The organism is uncultured Phenylobacterium sp. (assembly GCF_902826855.1).
Classification (GTDB): domain Bacteria; phylum Pseudomonadota; class Alphaproteobacteria; order Caulobacterales; family Caulobacteraceae; genus Phenylobacterium.
On the sequence record NZ_CADEGK010000102.1, the window covers coordinates 1 to 16,803 of the forward strand.

General features: G+C 70.2%; 13 protein-coding genes and 1 tRNA gene. 8 read left to right on the forward strand and 6 right to left on the reverse strand.

Annotated features, from left to right (window positions below; all coding sequences use genetic code 11):
- Positions 1-78: 78 nt before the first annotated feature.
- Positions 79-1,437, reverse strand: coding sequence for an L-seryl-tRNA(Sec) selenium transferase (gene selA, locus QZV94_RS14505; protein ID WP_293678621.1), 1,359 nt, complete (start codon positions 1,435-1,437; stop codon positions 79-81).
- 131 nt (positions 1,438-1,568) lie between these two features.
- Here selA and QZV94_RS14510 point away from each other — a divergent pair, with 131 nt between their 5' ends.
- From QZV94_RS14510 to QZV94_RS14525, 4 genes are all read left to right on the forward strand, one after another.
- The gene (locus QZV94_RS14510; RefSeq protein WP_293678622.1) at positions 1,569-3,497 is read left to right on the forward strand and encodes a SelB C-terminal domain-containing protein; all 1,929 of its coding nucleotides are present in this window, start codon (positions 1,569-1,571) and stop codon (positions 3,495-3,497) included.
- 13 nt (positions 3,498-3,510) lie between these two features.
- Positions 3,511-3,605 (forward strand) — tRNA-Sec (locus QZV94_RS14515).
- 36 nt (positions 3,606-3,641) lie between these two features.
- Complete coding sequence (locus QZV94_RS14520; protein ID WP_293678623.1) at positions 3,642-5,222, forward strand: hypothetical protein; 1,581 nt, start codon at positions 3,642-3,644, stop codon at positions 5,220-5,222.
- 31 nt (positions 5,223-5,253) lie between these two features.
- Entirely contained in the window at positions 5,254-5,772 is a 519-nt protein-coding gene (locus QZV94_RS14525) for a UGSC family (seleno)protein (RefSeq protein WP_293678624.1), read from the forward strand.
- Between the two features lie 105 nt (positions 5,773-5,877).
- Here the strand turns inward: QZV94_RS14525 and QZV94_RS14530 are convergent, their stop codons facing one another.
- Positions 5,878-6,645: an EthD domain-containing protein gene (locus QZV94_RS14530; RefSeq protein WP_293678625.1), complete on the reverse strand. Its 768-nt coding sequence runs from the start codon at positions 6,643-6,645 to the stop codon at positions 5,878-5,880.
- A 136-nt stretch (positions 6,646-6,781) separates the two neighbouring features.
- Between QZV94_RS14530 and QZV94_RS14535 the strand changes: the two genes are divergently transcribed.
- The 4 genes from QZV94_RS14535 (at position 6,782) to QZV94_RS14550 (ending at position 13,499) form a co-directional block, all read left to right on the forward strand.
- A complete protein-coding gene (locus tag QZV94_RS14535; RefSeq protein WP_293678626.1) occupies positions 6,782-7,315 on the forward strand; it encodes a carboxymuconolactone decarboxylase family protein in 534 nt (177 codons plus the stop codon).
- Positions 7,316-7,487: 172 nt separating this feature from the next.
- Positions 7,488-9,086, forward strand: a complete 1,599-nt coding sequence (locus QZV94_RS14540; RefSeq protein WP_293678627.1) for a PQQ-dependent sugar dehydrogenase — start codon at positions 7,488-7,490, stop codon at positions 9,084-9,086.
- A gap of 522 nt (positions 9,087-9,608) precedes the next feature.
- Entirely contained in the window at positions 9,609-10,298 is a 690-nt protein-coding gene (locus QZV94_RS14545; protein ID WP_293678628.1) for a methyltransferase, read from the forward strand.
- Between the two features lie 1,134 nt (positions 10,299-11,432).
- Complete coding sequence (locus QZV94_RS14550; RefSeq protein WP_293678629.1) at positions 11,433-13,499, forward strand: hypothetical protein; 2,067 nt, start codon at positions 11,433-11,435, stop codon at positions 13,497-13,499.
- Positions 13,500-13,562: 63 nt separating this feature from the next.
- On the opposite strand, the gene QZV94_RS14555 is transcribed toward QZV94_RS14550, so the two are convergent.
- The 4 genes from QZV94_RS14555 to QZV94_RS14565 all read right to left on the reverse strand — a co-directional run.
- Positions 13,563-13,862 carry a hypothetical protein gene (locus tag QZV94_RS14555; RefSeq protein WP_293678630.1) on the reverse strand — a complete coding sequence of 100 codons (300 nt, stop codon included), beginning with the start codon at positions 13,860-13,862 and terminating at the stop codon, positions 13,563-13,565.
- 676 nt (positions 13,863-14,538) lie between these two features.
- Positions 14,539-15,237 (reverse strand): PDZ domain-containing protein, encoded by a 699-nt coding sequence (locus tag QZV94_RS25195; protein ID WP_367254495.1) that lies wholly within the window; start codon positions 15,235-15,237, stop codon positions 14,539-14,541.
- 108 nt (positions 15,238-15,345) lie between these two features.
- Complete coding sequence (locus tag QZV94_RS25200) at positions 15,346-16,164, reverse strand: hypothetical protein (RefSeq protein WP_367254496.1); 819 nt, start codon at positions 16,162-16,164, stop codon at positions 15,346-15,348.
- Positions 16,165-16,692: 528 nt separating this feature from the next.
- Positions 16,693-16,803, reverse strand: a 111-nt coding sequence (locus tag QZV94_RS14565) for a hypothetical protein (protein ID WP_293678631.1), incomplete at its 5' end; no start/stop codon positions are given.

The following is a 16,803-nucleotide window of genomic DNA, read 5'->3' on the forward strand; positions in this document are numbered from 1 at the left end:
CGTACGGCGTCACCCTCACCTACCGCTTCGAGTAGGGAAATTGGGAGGAGCCGGCTTGGCCGGCTCCTCCTTCTCTTTTTACGAGGCCGCTCGCACCGCCTCGGCGACAGCTGGAAGTTCCGCGTCGCCAATCGTGCGCAAGTCCAACAACACAACGTCCCGCTCGATGCGGCCCAGCACGCCGGTTGCGCCGGTCCGCAGCCGCCGCGCCAGCTCGTCCGCGCTGAAGCGGGCGCTCTCCAGCGCCAGCGCCCGGCTGGCCAACGCCTGCATCGGCATCGCGCCGCCCCCGGCATAGCCCAGCGTCTCCAGAACCCGCGCTTCGAGCGCCGGCACATCCGCGATCATCGCCGCCAGCGCGTCCGCGCGCGCGGCCACGCGCCCCACCGGCTCGGTCAGCATCCGCAGCACCGGGACCCGCCGGGTCGGATCGGCAGGCGGGCGATAGAGACGCAGCGTCGCCGCCAGCGCCGCCAGCGACAGCTTGTCCAGGCGCAGCGCCCGGGCCAGCGGATGGCGCGCCACCGCATCGACCAGGCCACGGCGTCCGGCGACGATCCCCGCCTGTGGCCCGCCCAGCAGCTTGTCGCCACTGAACAGCACCAGATCTACGCCGGCGCGCAGGCTGTCCTGCACCGTCGGCTCGCCCTCGATCCCGTAGGGCGCAAGGTCGACCAGCGCCCCGCCGCCCAGGTCCTCGACCAGCAGCAGGCCGTGGGCATGGGCGAAGTGGGCCAGCGCGTCGACGGCGGGCGCGCTGGTGAATCCGGTCATGCGGAAGTTGCTGGGATGGGTGCGCAGGATCACCCGGGCCTCCGGGTGGTCGCGCAACGCCGTCTCGTAGTCGCGCAGATGGGTGCGGTTGGTCGTGCCCACCTCGACGAGCCTCGATCCACTCTGCGCCACCACATCGGGCACGCGGAACCCGCCGCCGATCTCGACCAGCTCGCCGCGCGAGACGATCACTGGCGCGCCCCCAGCCACCGCGGCCAACGCCAGGAGAACGGCGCCCGCGCAGTTGTTCACCGCCAGCCCGGCCTCGGCGCCCGAGACCTCCGCGATCAGGCCGTCCAGGTGGTCGTGGCGCGAGGCGCGGCGCCCGGTTTCCAGGTCCAGTTCGAGGTTGCCGTAGCCCGCCGCCGCCTGCATCGCCGCGACCGCCTCCGGCGCAAGCGGCGCGCGGCCCAGGTTGGTGTGGATCACCACGCCGGTGGCGTTGATCACCGGGAACAGCGTCTCGCGCGCGCCCTCGGCCAGCCGTCCCTCGGCGGACCGCAGAAGGTCGGCGACCGACGGCGCGGCATGAGGCTCGGACACGAGCTGCGCCCGCGCGTCGGCCAGAACGGCGCGTAGGACGGCGGCCACGGCGGCGGCTCCAAACCGAGCGTTCAGCGGGGCCGCGGCAGGATCCGTGCAGATCGTCCCCACCGCCGGCAAGGCGCGGCGCGGGTCCGGAAGGGTGGGTGCGCGTGCGACGGCGGGTCTCCTTGAGAGGCTCGACTGTACAGAGCCGGGGAGAACGGGAGCAAGCGGATGACGGTCGCGCCGGTTCGACGTAGGGACTCCGGGTGACGGACCCCGCGCCCCTCAGCCTCGTGGTGATCGGCCATGTGAACCATGGCAAGACCGCGCTCGTCCGGGCCCTGACCGGCATCGAGACCGACCGGCTGAAGGAAGAGGTCGCGCGCGGGCTTTCGATCACCCTGGGCTACGCCTGGCGCGAGTATCCCAGCGGGGAGGTCGACTTCATCGACGCGCCCGGACACGAGGACTTCATCCGCGCCATGACCATGGGCGCTACGGGCGCCAGGGCGGCCCTGCTGGTGGTCTCGGCCACCGAAGGGTTCGGCCGCCAGACCCGCGAGCACCTGCGCATCGCGGGGCTCCTGGGGATCCGGGCCGGGGTGGTGGCGGTGACCAAGGCGGACCTGACGCCCGGCGCCGGCGCCGTGGCGGCCTGCGAGCGCATCGCCGCCGAGCTCGAAGGGACGTTCCTCGCCGGAGAGCCGATGGTGCTCTGCTCCGCGGTGACCGGCGCCGGGCTCAGCGAACTCCACGACCACCTGCAGGCCCTGGCGGCGCGCAGCCCGCGCCCCGACCGCCTGCCGGGCGCCTGGCTTCCCCTGGACCGCGTCTTCAGCATCGCAGGCGCGGGCACGGTGGCGACGGGCACGCTGCAGGGCGGTGCGCTGGCCGCCGGCGCGGCGGCGGTGCTCGAGCCATCGGGACGGCCGGTCAGCCTGCGGTCGGTCCAGGTCCACGGCCAGGCCGTCGAAGCCGCTCCGCCCGGCGGCCGGGTCGCCGTGGGGCTGCGCGGCGTCTCGGCCGATGAGGTCCGCGCGGGCGAGGTCCTGTGCGCACCGGGCGCCTACGCCGCCGCCCAGATGGTCGATGTGGAAGTGACCCTGGCGCCCGAGAGCGCCCGCGCGCTCAAGGCCAATGACGAGGTGCGGGTGATGTGGGGCGCGCGACAGGACATCGCCAAGGTCCGTCCGATCGGGACGAGCGCGATCGCGCCCGGCGCACGCGGCCTGGTTCGGCTGCGGTTCGCCGCAACCGTGGTCGCCCATGCCGGCCAGCGCGCCGTCCTGCGCCGCCCCTCGCCCGCGGAGACCATCGGCGGCGTCACCGTGCTGGATCCGGCCCCGCCCCCGCTTCGCGGCCGACTGGAGACGCGCCGTCCGCTGCTGGACGCGGTGGCCGCCCGGGACCTCGAGGCGATCGCCGTCCAGCTGGCTCTGCGTGGCGGCGGCGTCCTCAGCCTCGCCGAGACCGCCCGGCTGTCCCTGCGCACTGCGGACGAGGCCCGTGACCATCTCGCCGCAACGTTCGAGGGCCTTGACGACGACCTCATGGCGACGCGCGCCGCGATCGCTCAGGCCCGCGACGCCTACCTGGCGCGCGTCACCCACGCGCACCGCGAGGCGCCGGCCCGGTCGTGGGTGTCGGTGGGCGCGATCCGTGGCGGCCTGACGCGCATCTCGTCGCGGGATCTCGTCGCCCACGTCGAGCGACGCCTCGCGGCCTCGGGCGAAGACCGCCTGGAGGGCGCGCAGGTGGCTCTCCCCGGCCACGACCCGTTCGCGGCGCTGTCGCCCACCGCCCTGGCGCGCCTCAGCCGCATCGAGCAGGCGTTCCGGGAGGGTGGCGTGACGCCGCCGGACCTCGCCGCCGTGGTCGCGCCTGGCACGGAGGACGGCGACCTGCTCGGCCTCCTGGTCGAGTCCGGCCGGCTGGTGTCTTTGCGCAACGTGGCGCTCCGCCAGACCCTGGCCTTCCACGCAGAGGCGCTGGCCAACGCGGTCACCGCCCTTGCCGCCGCCTTTCCAGCGCCCGCCACGTTCGCCACCGGTGAAGCGCGCGCGGCGCTGGGCACCTCGCGCAAGTTCATCGTCCCGCTCCTGGAGTTCCTCGATGAGCGCGGCGACACGGTCCGCGAGGGCGACGTGCGCCGGATGGTCGAAAACCGCTTCGGGGTTCCACGGAACCCGCTCTAGTGTCGGCGCCGATGGAGGTGACTGGAGTCTGGTGGCTTCCCTGGTCTTCAAAACCAGTGACCCGTCCCAAGGGCGTGTGGTGGTTTCGATTCCCATCCATCTCCGCCATTCGCCCGCAGCCGAAGCGAAGACGAGGACCGTCCGATGACCGCCAAGGCCTTCTCCTTGCCCGACATGACCGGCGAGCCCCGGGCGTTTCCGAGCGCGCGTCCCAGCCTGATCTGCTTCGTCAAGGAGGACTGCGCCACCTGCAACCTGGCGGCGCCCGTGCTCGAGGCGTTTCACCGGGCCTGGGGTGAAGCGGCCGACGTGTGGATGGTCGGGCAAACCGCGGACGGCAACGCCATCCTCAAGGACCGCCACGGCCTGACCTTGCCGATCCTGGACGACAGCGCGCTCAGGACCTCGCTGGCCTGGGACTTCGAGATCGTTCCGGCGGTCTATTGGATCGGCCCCGATGGCGAACCGCCCGCCCCGCTCGAAGGCTTCGTCAAGGCGGAATGGGAGGCCCTGGCCGCGAGGATCGCCGCGGACCTGGCGCTGCCCGCCGCGGCGGTGGCCTGGGCGGACCTGCCCGACTGGCGACCCGGCTGCGGCTCCAAGCACCTGGATCCGGACATCCACGACCGCCTGCTGGCCGAGGCGGAGGGCAGCCCGATCCGGGCGCGGCGGATCGAGGTCGCCGGCGGCGACGACATCGACGAATTCATGTTCGACCAGGGCTTCTCCGACGGGCTGCCGGTGGTGGCGCCGACGCCGGAGCGCGTGCTGCGGATGCTGTCCGGGACGACGCGCGGACCGCAGGACATCGTGGCCATCGTCCCGCCCAGCATGGCGCCCGTGACCGTGGAGAAGATCGCCATCAACGCGGTGATGGCCGGCTGCAGGCCGGAGTACCTGCCGGTGGTGATCGCCGGGGTGGAAGCGGTCTGCACGGACGAGTTCAACATCCATGGCGTCAACGCCACCACTATGGGCGCTTCGCCGGTGCTGGTGGTCAACGGCCCGATCCGCCAGCGCATCGGCATGAACATGAAGCAGGCCGCGCTCGGCAACGGCAACCGCGCCAACGCCACCATCGGCCGCGCGGTGCGGCTCGTGGTCCGCAACGTCGGCGGCGCCCGGCCCGGCGGCACGGACCGCTCGACCATGTCGAACCCGATGAAGTTCACGATGTGCTTCGCCGAATGGGAGGAAGGCTCGCCCTGGGAGCCGCTGCACGTGGAGCGCGGGTTCCAGCGCGAGGATTCGGTCGTCACCGCCTTCGCCATGACCAGCGGCCCGGTGCAGATCGTCGACCAGGACTCCCGCAAGCCCGACCACATCGCCGGCACCCTGGGTCTGGGGCTGGAGGGCGTGTTCCTGTCCAAGATCCACCGGATGCCGGTCGACACCCTGCTGGTCGTCTGCCCCGAGCACGTGAAGACCCTCACCAGCGAGGGCGACTATCCCAAGGCGCGGCTGCGCGACCGGATCCAGGCGGTCACGGCGCGGCCGCTGCGCGAAATGGTGGCCGACGACGTCTCCGCCGCCGGCATCTCGCTGGCCTCGGCGGCCAAGATGACGGAGGCGCAACTGGCTGCGCCGGCCCCCAAGTTCGCCGACACGAAGTTCATCCACATCGTCGTCGCCGGCTCCGAGGCCGGCAAGTTCTCCGCCGCCTTCCATGGCTGGCTCACCGGCGCGGCGGGCTCGGCCGTCGTTTCCAGGAAAATCGAATGCTGATAGCCTTCGCCCACACCTTCGGAGGACGTCGATGACGACAATCCTGGATCCCACTGACGAGCGGGTGCCGGTGGCCCGGCAGATCACACCGCGGGCGGGCAATACGCCCGGCGTGATCGGCCTGCTCGACATCTCCAAGCCGCGGGGCAACGTGCTCCTGGACGAGCTGGAGCGCCTGCTGGCGGTCCGCTTCCCCGAGGCTGAGATCAAGCGCTACGCCAAACCTACCTTCGCCAAGCCCTGTCCGTCGGACCTGCGGCTGAAGATGAAGGCGGAGTGCAAGGTCGTGGTGGAAGGCCTCGCCGATTGAGGATCATGCACGACGTGCAGTCTGCACGACACTGTGTGGTTCGAAATCCAGGGCGTTCCCGCCGTCTCCATCGCCTCCAGCGAGTTCGCTGAGGCCGCCGAAGCCCAGCGCAAGATGCTGGGCATGGACGATGCCCGCTACGTGCTGGTGGACCATCCGATCCAGGACGCGACCGATGACGAGATGCGCGCCAAGGCTCAGGCCGCGTTCGAGGCCGTCGTCCAGGCGGTAACGACTTAGCGAAGGGCGCGGGTGTCGGCGCCGCGTTCTGCGTCGCATCGGAGGCCACTTGACCACCCAACCCTCCTCCATCGAGGAGGAAGGCGTCACGGGTGAGTGCGCTCCTCAGCGCGTGTGATCGAAGATCACGTGCTCGCGCGTGAAGAACAGCCGGGACTTCTCCATCTGGACGAAGCGTCGCTCGTCCTCGACGAGGGCCGCGCTGCCAATGCGCGCCGCTTCGGGATCCGTGGGCGGCTCCGCCGACGGGTCCACCCAGACCTCGGTGATTCCGTCCAGCGGCGGCTCGTAGTTCCGTCCTGCCTGGATACCGGCGTTCACGTCGGGCGCGATGGCGTGGCTCTGCACGTACTTGGCCATCCGCAACGGCCCGGCGAAGCTGGCCACCAGCGGGCCGTGGTCCTTGAGCCAGGTCTCATGGCACTGCGCCTGGGTGAGGTCGTCGCGCTTGGTCAGCAGGTAGGTGGCCTTGAGCGCGTCCGGAGCCGGGCCACGACCGCCGGTGTGGTCGAAGATCAGGTGCTCCTCGGTCAGGAACACCGCGGACTTCTCGAAGTCGATGAACTTGGCCTCGTCCTCGGCGAGGATCCGCCCCGACTCGACCCCCTCCGGCGTCGCGTAGGCGCTCTGGAAGTCCTCCAGCGAGTCCCACCAGACCTCGGTCACCCCGTCGGCTGGCCCCCGCATCCCGCGCACCGCGCGCATGCCCTCGCTGGCCTCATCGTCGACCGGGTGGCTCTGGACGTACTTGCGAAGCTTGAGCGCCTTGGCCTGGGCCGCCACCAGGGGCCCGTGCTGCTTCAGCCAGTAGTCGCGGAACGCCTGGGCCGACATCCCCTCCCGCCGGACAATGACATAGACGAGCTTGATCATCACGCTTCCCTCCGGACGAGCCGCGATTGCGACCGCCGACAGCCCGCGCCGTCAAGGAAAACCGGGCCTTCGGTGACCCAAGGGCGCCCGGCGTCGGGCGCAATATGGCGGCAGAACACGAATGGAGTCCCCGCCCATGTCCCGCATGCCCCTGGTCGAACCCGAAGCCCTGCCGCCGTACCTGAAGGCGATCCATGACGCGGCGCCGGAAGAGAATTGGATCGGCCGCAACTTCGCCCGCGTCTTCGCGCCCAACGAGGCGCTGGTCCAGGCCTACCAGGGCTTCTACCAACCCTGGCACGTCGGCGGCGCGGGCGTGCTGGAGCCGCGCCTGAAGGAGCTGGTGCGCCTGCGCATCGCCACGCTGAATGGCTGCGTGCTCTGCAAGACGGTCCGCATGGCCCCGGAGGTGGTGGCCGAGGATGAGGCCGCCTCGGGCGTGGACAACGCCGACGCCGCGGGCTTCACGCCGCGCGAGCGCGCCGCCATCCACTTCGCGGAAAAGATGGCGCTGGATCACCACAACATCGGCGACGCCGATGTCGCCATCATGCGCAGCCACTTCACCGACGCCGAATTCCTGGAACTCGCCATGATGACCGGCCAGTACATCGGCTTCGGCCGGGTCCTGGCGATGCTCCAGTTGGAAATCGCCAGCTGCCCCATCTGACGGGCGACGGGCGGGCGACGGGTCCCCGGAATCCGCCTCGTCGCGATTGTTGGAACACGTTATAAGCGGCGCAAATCAGCTACCGCCGTTGTGCGTAAGGCTGGAGCGGGCGCACGCCCCGGCTCGATCGTGGCCGGTTTCGCGTGATCAGCCGGAACCGGGGAGAGAGATCATGTCGAGGACGAAGGCTTTCACCGTGGGGGCCACGATCGCGGCCGTGGTCTTCTCTGCGGGACCGGTGTGGCCGCAGGCGCCGGCGCGGCCGGAGATACCGCAGTTTCCGCCAGGACCCGGCTTCGCCGGGGCCGCCGGCTCGGCCGCGGAACTCGCGCGGATCACGGCCCTGTGCGGGCCCAACCGCAACTCCCGCGACGGCTATGCGCCGGCGCCGGCCTTCCCCGGCCAGACCCGCGCACCGATCGTCAAGGGGACCCAGGGCTATGCGGTCGAGAGCGTCGCCAAGATCGACCGCCCGTGGAGCATGGCGTTCCTGCCAAGCGGCAGGATGCTGGTCAGCTTCCGCAACGGGGGCCTGCGCACCGTCGAAATGTCGGGCGCGGTTTCGGACCCGCTGACCGGCGCGCCGCAGATCAACAACCCACGGCTCGGCTCCGGGATGTACGCCGTGATCCTGGATCGGAATTTCGCCAAGAACCGCACCCTCTATCTCGCTTATCACACCCGCGCCGAGGGAGACGCCCAGGCCATGGGCCGCGTCGCCAGCGCCAGGCTGTCGGCTGACGACAAGAGCCTGACCGACCTCAAGGTGCTGCGGGAAGGCGCCGACATGCAGCCGCGAGCGATCGTGCAGGGCCGCGACGGCAAGCTCTACATCCTGTCCGCCGCCCTGGCGGACGCCTCGCCGGCCGCCCAGGACCTGAAGAGCCAGCAGGGCAAGGTGCTCCGCATCAACGTCGACGGATCCGTGCCGAAGGACAATCCTTACGTGAACGACGCGAACGCCAATCCCGCCGTCTGGGCGCGAGGCTTCCGCGACATCCACTCGGCGACGCTCCATCCCAAGACCGGCGAGCTGTGGGCCGTCGAGAACGTGCCCATGGGCGGCGACGAACTCGACGTGATGCGCAAGGGCAAGAACTACGGCTTCGCGACCATCGCCTACGGCCGGCAGAATTCCGGGGCCTGGATCAACGGCGGCAAGACCGCCGAGGCCGGCATGGAACAGCCTCTGTACTACTGGAATCCGTCGATCGCGCCGGCCGGGATGATGTTCTATTCCGGCTCGCGGTTCCCCGGCTGGAAGAACAACCTGTTCGTCGGCGGCCTGTCGGGCATGCAGATCGCGCGCCTGATCCTCGACGGCGAAAAGGTGGTTGGCGAAGAGAAGCTGTTGATGGACCGCTGTCAGCGCTTCAGGGGCATCGAGCAGGGTCCGGACGGCAACATCTACCTCCTGACCGACCAGATGCCGCCTGCGCAGAACGAGATCCTGCGCCTCGTACCGGCCCCCGTCGCGCCGCCGCCCCGGCAACCCGCCGGCGCGGCGACCAGCAACGTGAGCGCGCCGGCGGCGGCCGCAAAGCCGCCGGAGGTGAGCCTGGGGGCGACGGCTTACATGCGCGTCTGTGCGGCCTGCCACGGCCCGACCGGCGGCGGCGTGTCGGGACCGGCTATCGCAGCGCGCACCGACGCGGCGGTCATCGCCGACGTCATCCGCAACGGTCAGGGCCAGATGCCGGCGCTGGGCAGCCTGCTCACGGCCCCTGAGATCGACGCGATCACGGCGCACATCGCCCAGCTGGGCCACTAGTCTAGCGGAAGCACATTCGCGGCTGGCGCAGCGCACCGGCCGCGGCTCCAAGCCGCCGGCTACGGACCAGGCGCGAAGGGCGGCCCGCGGATATCGCGGGCGGCCGCGAATGTGCTCGCAAGGCGGCCCATCGCGTAGTCGAGGCCGAACTTGCGCCCCGCAGCTGCCTCTGGGAAACGCCATGACCCTATCCGACGTCGAACCAACTTCGCCGTGGATCGTTGGCCCGCCATGGGCCCCACAGCACCCCCGCTCTATTCTCCGGCCGCGCGAACAGCGGCGCTGGCGTCCCTTCTCCGTGAGCTTAAAGGCCTGGGCTATCGCTTCATCCCGCCCAGTCCGACTGTGCACGCTCGGGTCGTTGCAGGACCGGATCGGCAGTCGGCCGCCGACCTGAGGGACATCTTCGGTTGGTCATTGCCGTTCCAGCCGGATACGGCGCCGGCCCCGGTGCCGCGGGCGCTGCAGGACGGCGGCGCGGTTGAGCCGGCGCAATGTGGCGCGCTCCGCGCAACCGTTCGGGTGTCCAGTCTCGCTGAGGACCTCTTCCTGCACTCGGCTTACCCGCCGAACGATCCGAACGCCGTGTTCTTCGGGCCGGACACCTACAGGTTCGCCCGTTTCCTGCGCCAAGTCGTCGGCGGAGCTGCAATTCGGACTTCCGTCGACGTCGGCACGGGCACAGCGGCTGGCGCGAACACCCTCGCCCGCGCCTGCGCGCCCGAACGGGTGATCGCCACGGACGTCAACGCCACGGCGCTTCACCTGGCGCGCGCCAACCTGGCCGCGGCCGGGATCGACGCCGAACTCCGCTGCAGTCGCGACCTCGATGCGCTCGGGGAACCGGTGGATTTGATCGTCGCCAATCCACCCTTCATCGCGGGCACAGGAGATCGGGTCTACCGCGACGGCGGCGGCCTGCACGACACACGCCGGTCCCTGGATTGGGCGCTGGCGGGCGCGGACCGCCTGGCGCCCGGCGGGCGGTTCCTCCTCTATACGGGAAGTGCGATCGTGGCGGGACGGGACCGGCTCCGGGAAGCCCTCGAGGGGACGCTCGAGCGTCGCCGCTTCACCCTGGCCTACGAGGAAATCGACCCCGACATCTTCGGGGAGCAGCTTTGCGAAGAGGCCTATCGCGACGTCGAGCGCATCGCGACGATCGGCGCCGTCATCACCGGCGCTAGAAAGACGACCTTGGCGCCAAAGTAAGCATCTGTAGCCAGGGCCCCAACGTGCTCCCCCTTCTGCAGCGCCTCGCGCCACGAGTAATCAAGTCCGGAGCCCTCGCCATGGGCGTCCTTCCTGGGCGAGGCTCAGTAACGCCCGCTGCTTGTTCGCTGAATGCGCCGAGGCGGCGGCGGCTTCAGCCGAAACTCGAATGTTCCGGCGAGGCTCCGGAACGGCCCCGCTCGATTTGGTGCGGACCTGTTTGTCCGACTGCACTTGGCGGCTTCGGGCCAAGTCCGCCCTCACCTGAACCGTTCGCCGGATCGCCCCACCTCGGCGGCCACGCCCGAGCCGAGGGCGGGAGGGGCAGCAGTCGTAGGCAGCCGTCACGCCCCACCCTCAACCAGAGCATTCCGTCGCCGATCATCGTCTGGAGCAACATGGCCAGGGTTATCCCACTAGGTCTCGAAGCAATGACCTCGCTTCCCGCACATCATAGGTCTCAACGCCGGCCGTCACCGCGCGGCCTCGATCGAGGCGGCGTCGGTGGCGTCGAACCGGACGGCCGCCGCTGGCGGAGCCGATCTCCTGCGCGGCCGCCTCGGCGACGTCCAGGTCGCGATCGGCCAGGACGACGTCCCGCGCCCTCCCGCGCTATGACCTCCGCGGTCGGGCGCCCGATTCCCCGCGCCGCGCCGGTAATCACCGTGACCTTGCCCGCCACCTCGGCATTCGACGTCACCCTTCCAACACTGCGCTCTCGCGCGCCTCCTCCAGCATGCATACTCGGCGGGACCGCCAGCGCCGAGCGGTCCGTTGCAGGACCGGGATACGACCAACATCGCCCAGGGAGGCGCGGCCGCGGACGAACCCGCCGCTCACCAGAGCCGCGAGTCCCGTCGCCGACGCCGGCGACGTGTGATCGCGGGGGTGCGTGAAGATCCGCTGCAGTCACCGACACCATCAATTGGAAGCGATCCGTCGCGGGCGCCAACGCCCTCCTCTCCACCCGTCCTGACGTCGGGCTGGTCCGCACTGCGGCCCTGTAAGCATGGAGCGTTGTCGACGGCTTGGCGCGATGTCTTCCGGGCGGATTTTGTCCACGGTCAATGCGGCCATCCTCGCGAGAGGCCTTCCTCCGAGCCGGTCTGACGTCGGGCCTCTTGGAAGAGTCCCATGTCCAGCTTCATACCGTCCGCCCCTGAGATCCTGGTCAACACGGCGACCGCCGGTTCGCAGTCGCCGAGCTATGTGACCGCCCTCACCGGCGGTGCGACCGTTGCCGCCTGGCTGGACGCCGGCTCGGGCGCCTTGATCGGCAAATTCCGCCTGTTCGCCGCCGACGGCGCGGCGGCGTCCGCGGAAATCAACATCGGACCGGCCTACGCCGTCCAGACCGCTGCCCTCACGAACGGCGGCTTCGCCATCGTCTGGATCGAGACCACGGCGGGCGAGTCGACCGTGCATTCGCAGCTCTATGACGCCGCCGGCGCCGTGGCCGGCCCGCGGGTCGACCTGGGCGCCTACGCGGAGGCCGGCCCCGTGCGCGGAGAGCATCCGCTGGGCCTGCATGCGGTCGGGCTGTCGGATGGCGGGTTCGCGGCGGCCTGGAGCGTCCAGACGAGCGACCTGATGGGGTTCCACGGCGTCGCCACCGTGCTGGCGCTCGCCGGCGCCGACGGCGCCGTGGAGGCGACCTACGCCCAACAGGTCGGCACGGCGAGCAAAACGGTCGTCCTCTATGACCCGGCCGTGAACCTCCTGGAGCTTCCGGACGCCAAGCTGATGCTCACCTGGGGCCTGAGCGCCTCCGCCGGGGGCGGCCTTGGCGGCCAGCATGCGCGGCTGTTCGACCTGTCCGGCGCCGCCGTGAGCAGCGATCTGCAGCTGGATTCGCCGATCCCCAGCGATGGAGGTCCTGTCATCGACAGTTCCGCCGGCATCTCGACCGCGCTCATGCCCGACGGCCGGGTGGCCTTCGCCTGGGTCGCCTTCGGCAAGGCGTGGGTTTCGCTCTATCCCAGCGCGAACCTGGGCATGGGCAACCTGACCGGTCGTACGTCGCCCCAGCAGGTGGGGGAGCTCGACGGCCCGGGTGCGCCGCAGGTGCTGGCGCTGACGGGCGGCGGGTTCCTCGTCGCCTGGAGCGGCGGCGGCGAAGGCGGAACCGATCCGCTGGCCCGAATCTTCACGGCCGACGGTCTGCCCGAAGGCCCCGCCTTCCGGCTGGGCGACGTTGCGGCCGGTCTGCAGGACAGCGTCCTGGTCGCTCCGCGCGCAAACGGCGGCCTCCTGGCCATATGGCGGGACGACAGCCACCTCGCTGCGCCCGGCCAGCAGGCGGACGACAGCGGCACGGCCGTGAAGGCGCAGGTGCTGGCCCCCGATCCGATCCATCACCTGACCGGCGGCGAGGGCGCCGACTCTCTGGCCGGCGGCCCCGGAGAGGACTGGCTGATGGGCCTCGGCGGGGCGGACACCCTCTGGGGCGGGCCCGACGCCGACAAGTTCATCCTGACCGAGGGCGGTGGCCAGGACCGCATCCTCGACTTCCAGTCCGGCGTCGACCTCCTGCTGATGCTCGACGGCCAGGGACGCATTCCCACCTTGGGTCTCCTGAGCCTCAACCCCGCGACGCACGAGCTCAGCTGGGATGCGGACGGCAACGCCGGATCGGCGCCCGCCGAGGCCATCGCGACACTGGCGGGGGTTGTCCACCTCGGTCGCAGCGACCTCGCGGCGGGGTTCCAACCGCGCGCCGTGCGCATCCTGCAGCTGGACGGCGGCTACGAGCGCACCGTCTTCGACTGGGGGACCGAGGCCTTCGACACGGCGGTCGGTCGGTTCACCGCGACGGGCGTCCTGCGATCCTACACGACCAACCTGGACGACGGATCGCAGTGGACCACGTGGCTCGACCATGCGGCGAGCCAACCCTGGGCGAGCCGCACGGCGGACTACGACGCGTCCGGGGCGATGGTCGACTACGGGGTCACCTACGACGACGGGCGCAGGGTGGTGTTTACGTTCGATCCCCGCAGCCAGGAGATCTGGCAACGGATAGTGGAAGAGACCGATGCGGCCGGACGGCTCACGGCGCGCGCTGCGGTCTACGACGATGGCTCCCGGTATGAGGCGGTCTTCGACGCGGCAGGCGATAAGCCCTGGGCCTCCATCGTCGACACCTATGACGCCTCGGCCGCCTGCTGGGCCACAGGACCTTCTTCGACGATGGCTCGGTGACCGGATGACGGGCCCAGGCCAGCCGTCAGCGCACGCTCTCGCGCCGCGCCGCCGCGCCTCCTCTTAGAAGCCCGCCTCGACCATGGGCGGATTGTAGTTGGCGACCAGATCTTCGTGCTCAGCGGTCCGCACGGCTCTCGCCACATTCAGGCGAGTGAACGCGTGCGTCGCGCCGCTTTCAGACACATTTCCCCACGCGTGCCGCGCCCGCGAGAGATCATTCGTCGCTCCCACGAGCAGAACCGTGAAACCCTCCGCCCCAGCCTTCAGGAACACGTAGTTGCCGGCGATCGGCAGATGCGGCGCAGCCTCGGGCCAGAGCCGAAAGCGGTACAAGGCGCCAGAGGCGCCGTTCAGATCCACGAAATCATTCATCGACCCGTTAGGACGGCCGATTCGCTGGCAAAATTCGGGCCGCCAGCGGCCCGACAATGCTCTCGGTGCGTTCTCGTTGTAGCTTTGGACCTTACCCTACGATGAAACCGGTGGACCGTTTTCTGCGGCGTCAGACACACCTCTCGCGGAGGTCCGCTGCGCTGGGTCGCGTTTTCAACGTCACCCGCGAGACCTGGTCTCTGAGCGATGATCCTCAGCGGGTGGCGCCCGCCACGGACGTCGTCGTCAGCGGTCGAACGGCCTCGGATGCGGCCGACCTCGCGCGAGCGGCGGCGCGCGCCCTCCCCCGGCACGGATTCCATAAGCCATCCGCGGCCTGGTGGGGGGCAGATGAAGCGCTTTTCCACCGCTTCGTGGTTCATGCGGGACCGCGAAAGATGGGAGGTGCGATCGTGCTGGTGTCCAGCCTTGCTGGGCTAGTGGCCCTGGGGATTTGGGGACAGCGGCGGCGAAGACGGGCGTCGCCTACATGATCGCGCCGGGAACCCGGCACGACTCGCGATCGCCCGAACCGCCGGCGAAGGCGGGGCCTGAAGTCGCCGTCGCGGCCGTGGGCCAAAGCCAACCTCCGTCGGCCCCGGCGCCAGACGCGTCACGCGGCGGGTCGACCGAACTTGGGCCCCGGGTGTCGACGGGCTCTCCTTCAGCCGCGCGGCTTGAGGATTTCGTCCAACCGCCGCCTCGCGCCCGGCACCGGCTCGAGATGCGGGTAACGGTGCCCGCCCCGGTATGACACGACGACTTGGCGCGCCCGCTGCCCATGCTGCACGAGCAGCGTCACGGCGCCGGACCCCTCTGTCTCGCCGACCGCCTGCGTGAGGGCCTGCAAGCTGAAGGCGCGGCCATTCACCGCCACCAGCTTGTCGCCGGCGACCAGTTCGACGGCATAGGCCGGGCTGTCCCAGATCACTTCTTGCAGCGAACCGTCCGACGACACCGTCAGACCCACGGAGAACCTCAGGTTCACGAGGTCCGCGGCGGCATCCTCCAGGGCGGCGAAGTCGCTCGGGCTGTCGCGATAGACCAGGCGATAGCCGCCACGCTCCAAGCCGTCCAAAGGCGCGCCGACCTCGCGCGCCTCGAGCCTTCTGTTGAAAAAGCCGGCCCAGTCGTGCGGCGCGACGGCGTCCAACACCGCCACAACATCTTCGAACCCGTAGGTGAGCGTGGGCGCCTTGCCGTCGGAGACGCCGAAGAACGCCCGGGCGACGTCATCCAGCGAGCGCGCCTCGGCGGTCAGCTCGCGGATCAGTGTGTCGGCGTCCAGCCAGACCAGCTGTCCCTCGGCGTAGTAGTCCTCGCTCCGCTGCCAGCTGGGCCAAGGCAGGGGTTGCCGGCGCACGATAATCGGGTCCCGCGTCGTGTCGCTCAGGGGCCGCCAGCATCCGCCCGGACGATTGTTGTAGATCGCCGCCGTTCGCGCCAGGGCGTCCAGTTCTTGCTGCGGCGTCTACAGGCCGGATCGGACGGCCAGGACCTCGCCCCAGTACTGGGTCATGCCCTCGTAGACCCACATCAGGCTGTTGCGGATCGGCCGGTCGAAGCTCGGGGTCCAGGAGTCCGCCCCCCGGCGGAACTTGCCGTTCCAGGCGTGCCCGTATTCGTGAGCGAAGACGTCCCGCGACGCGGCATTGGCGTCCCAGGCGGTGAAATAGCGGCTCGGCGCGACGATCTCGCACGAGCCGTGGTGCTCGACACCGCCACCCCCAAGCTCCTCGCTCAGCGCCACGAGGATTTCGAACCGATCGAACGGCCGCGCGCCCATCAGGGCGTCCATCTCCCGCACCAGGGCTCGATGTGGTTCGATCTGGGCTTCGGTCGCCTGCGCCTGCTCGGGAAAATCCGCCGCCAGGTTGAGCCAGACCCCGCCCGCGCCATCCAGGTCGATGCGCCGGAAGTGGCGCCCAGCCAGCAGCGGCGAGTCGACCACCACATCCAGCGAGGTGGTCTTGAACGTCGTCTGGCTTCCATCGCAGACGTCGGTCTCCAGGGCGCAGGCCCATTGCCAGTCCGACGGCAGCAACACCGAGGCGCGGACCCTGATCCGGCGCGAGAAATAGCCGGCCGGGTAAAGCACCATTGCGCCCCAGCGCAGGGCCAGGATGGCCGGGGTCATGCAGATGTCCCCCTGGCTCGGACTGGTCGGCGACAGGAATTGGAACGTCACCTCCAGGGCCGTAACGTCCGGCGGCGTCACCAGGTGAAAGGCATGCACCCTGACCGGGTCGCGGCGCCAGTCGAGTCGCTCGCCGCCGGCCCAGATCTCCAACCCACCCAGCAGTTCGATGTCGGACGCGGGGGAGCGGCAGCCATTCGGGGTAGAGCAACGTCAGCGGCCCTGCCTCCGCAACCGCTAGGACCTGCCTGACCCGGAAGATGCCCCGGGCAACATCGGTCGCGTCGACGCTGAGGTTCATCTCGCCGGGATAGGGAATGTCGCCCGGCGGCGGGACAATGGCCGGTTCCGGCAGGGGTTGAGGAAGGTTCAGCAACCGTGGCGGTGGGTGGTTCATCATGCGCCAGCGCCCACCTGGGGGTTGCGTTCCAGGGCACAGCAAAAGAGGCGCGTAAGCGCTGCTTATCCCCACCGGCGCGCTCATCCTAAAGAGGACGTCCACACGTCGGGGCTAGGCACGCGAACCGGGCGATTTCCTCACCCCGGATGCTAGGGTTCTCCTAGCAGGTGCGGCACGCGCAGTCGCAGCCATAGGAGCCCCATCGAAACGAGCGGGCGCTAGTTGCGAACGGCGGCCTCGACGCGGTTTCGGACATCGGGCTTCGGCTGGATTGCGGCCGTTCACACGCCCGGGTGCAGCCCCGGCGCTTCCTGGCCGGTGCGCGCGACATATTCCGTGTAGCCGCCGCCGTACTGATGTACGCCTTGCGGTGTCAGCTCCAGCACGCGGTT

Bases quoted from the DNA above. Each gene is read 5' to 3' on its own strand.
- QZV94_RS14520 (WP_293678623.1), top strand. From the start codon at position 3,642: ATGACCGCCAAGGCCTTCTCCTTGCCCGACATGACCGGCGAGCCCCGG.
- QZV94_RS14530 (WP_293678625.1), bottom strand. From the start codon at position 6,645: ATGATCAAGCTCGTCTATGTCATTGTCCGGCGGGAGGGGATGTCGGCC.
- QZV94_RS14535 (WP_293678626.1), top strand. From the start codon at position 6,782: ATGTCCCGCATGCCCCTGGTCGAACCCGAAGCCCTGCCGCCGTACCTG.
- QZV94_RS14540 (WP_293678627.1), top strand. From the start codon at position 7,488: ATGTCGAGGACGAAGGCTTTCACCGTGGGGGCCACGATCGCGGCCGTG.
- QZV94_RS14550 (WP_293678629.1), top strand. From the start codon at position 11,433: ATGTCCAGCTTCATACCGTCCGCCCCTGAGATCCTGGTCAACACGGCG.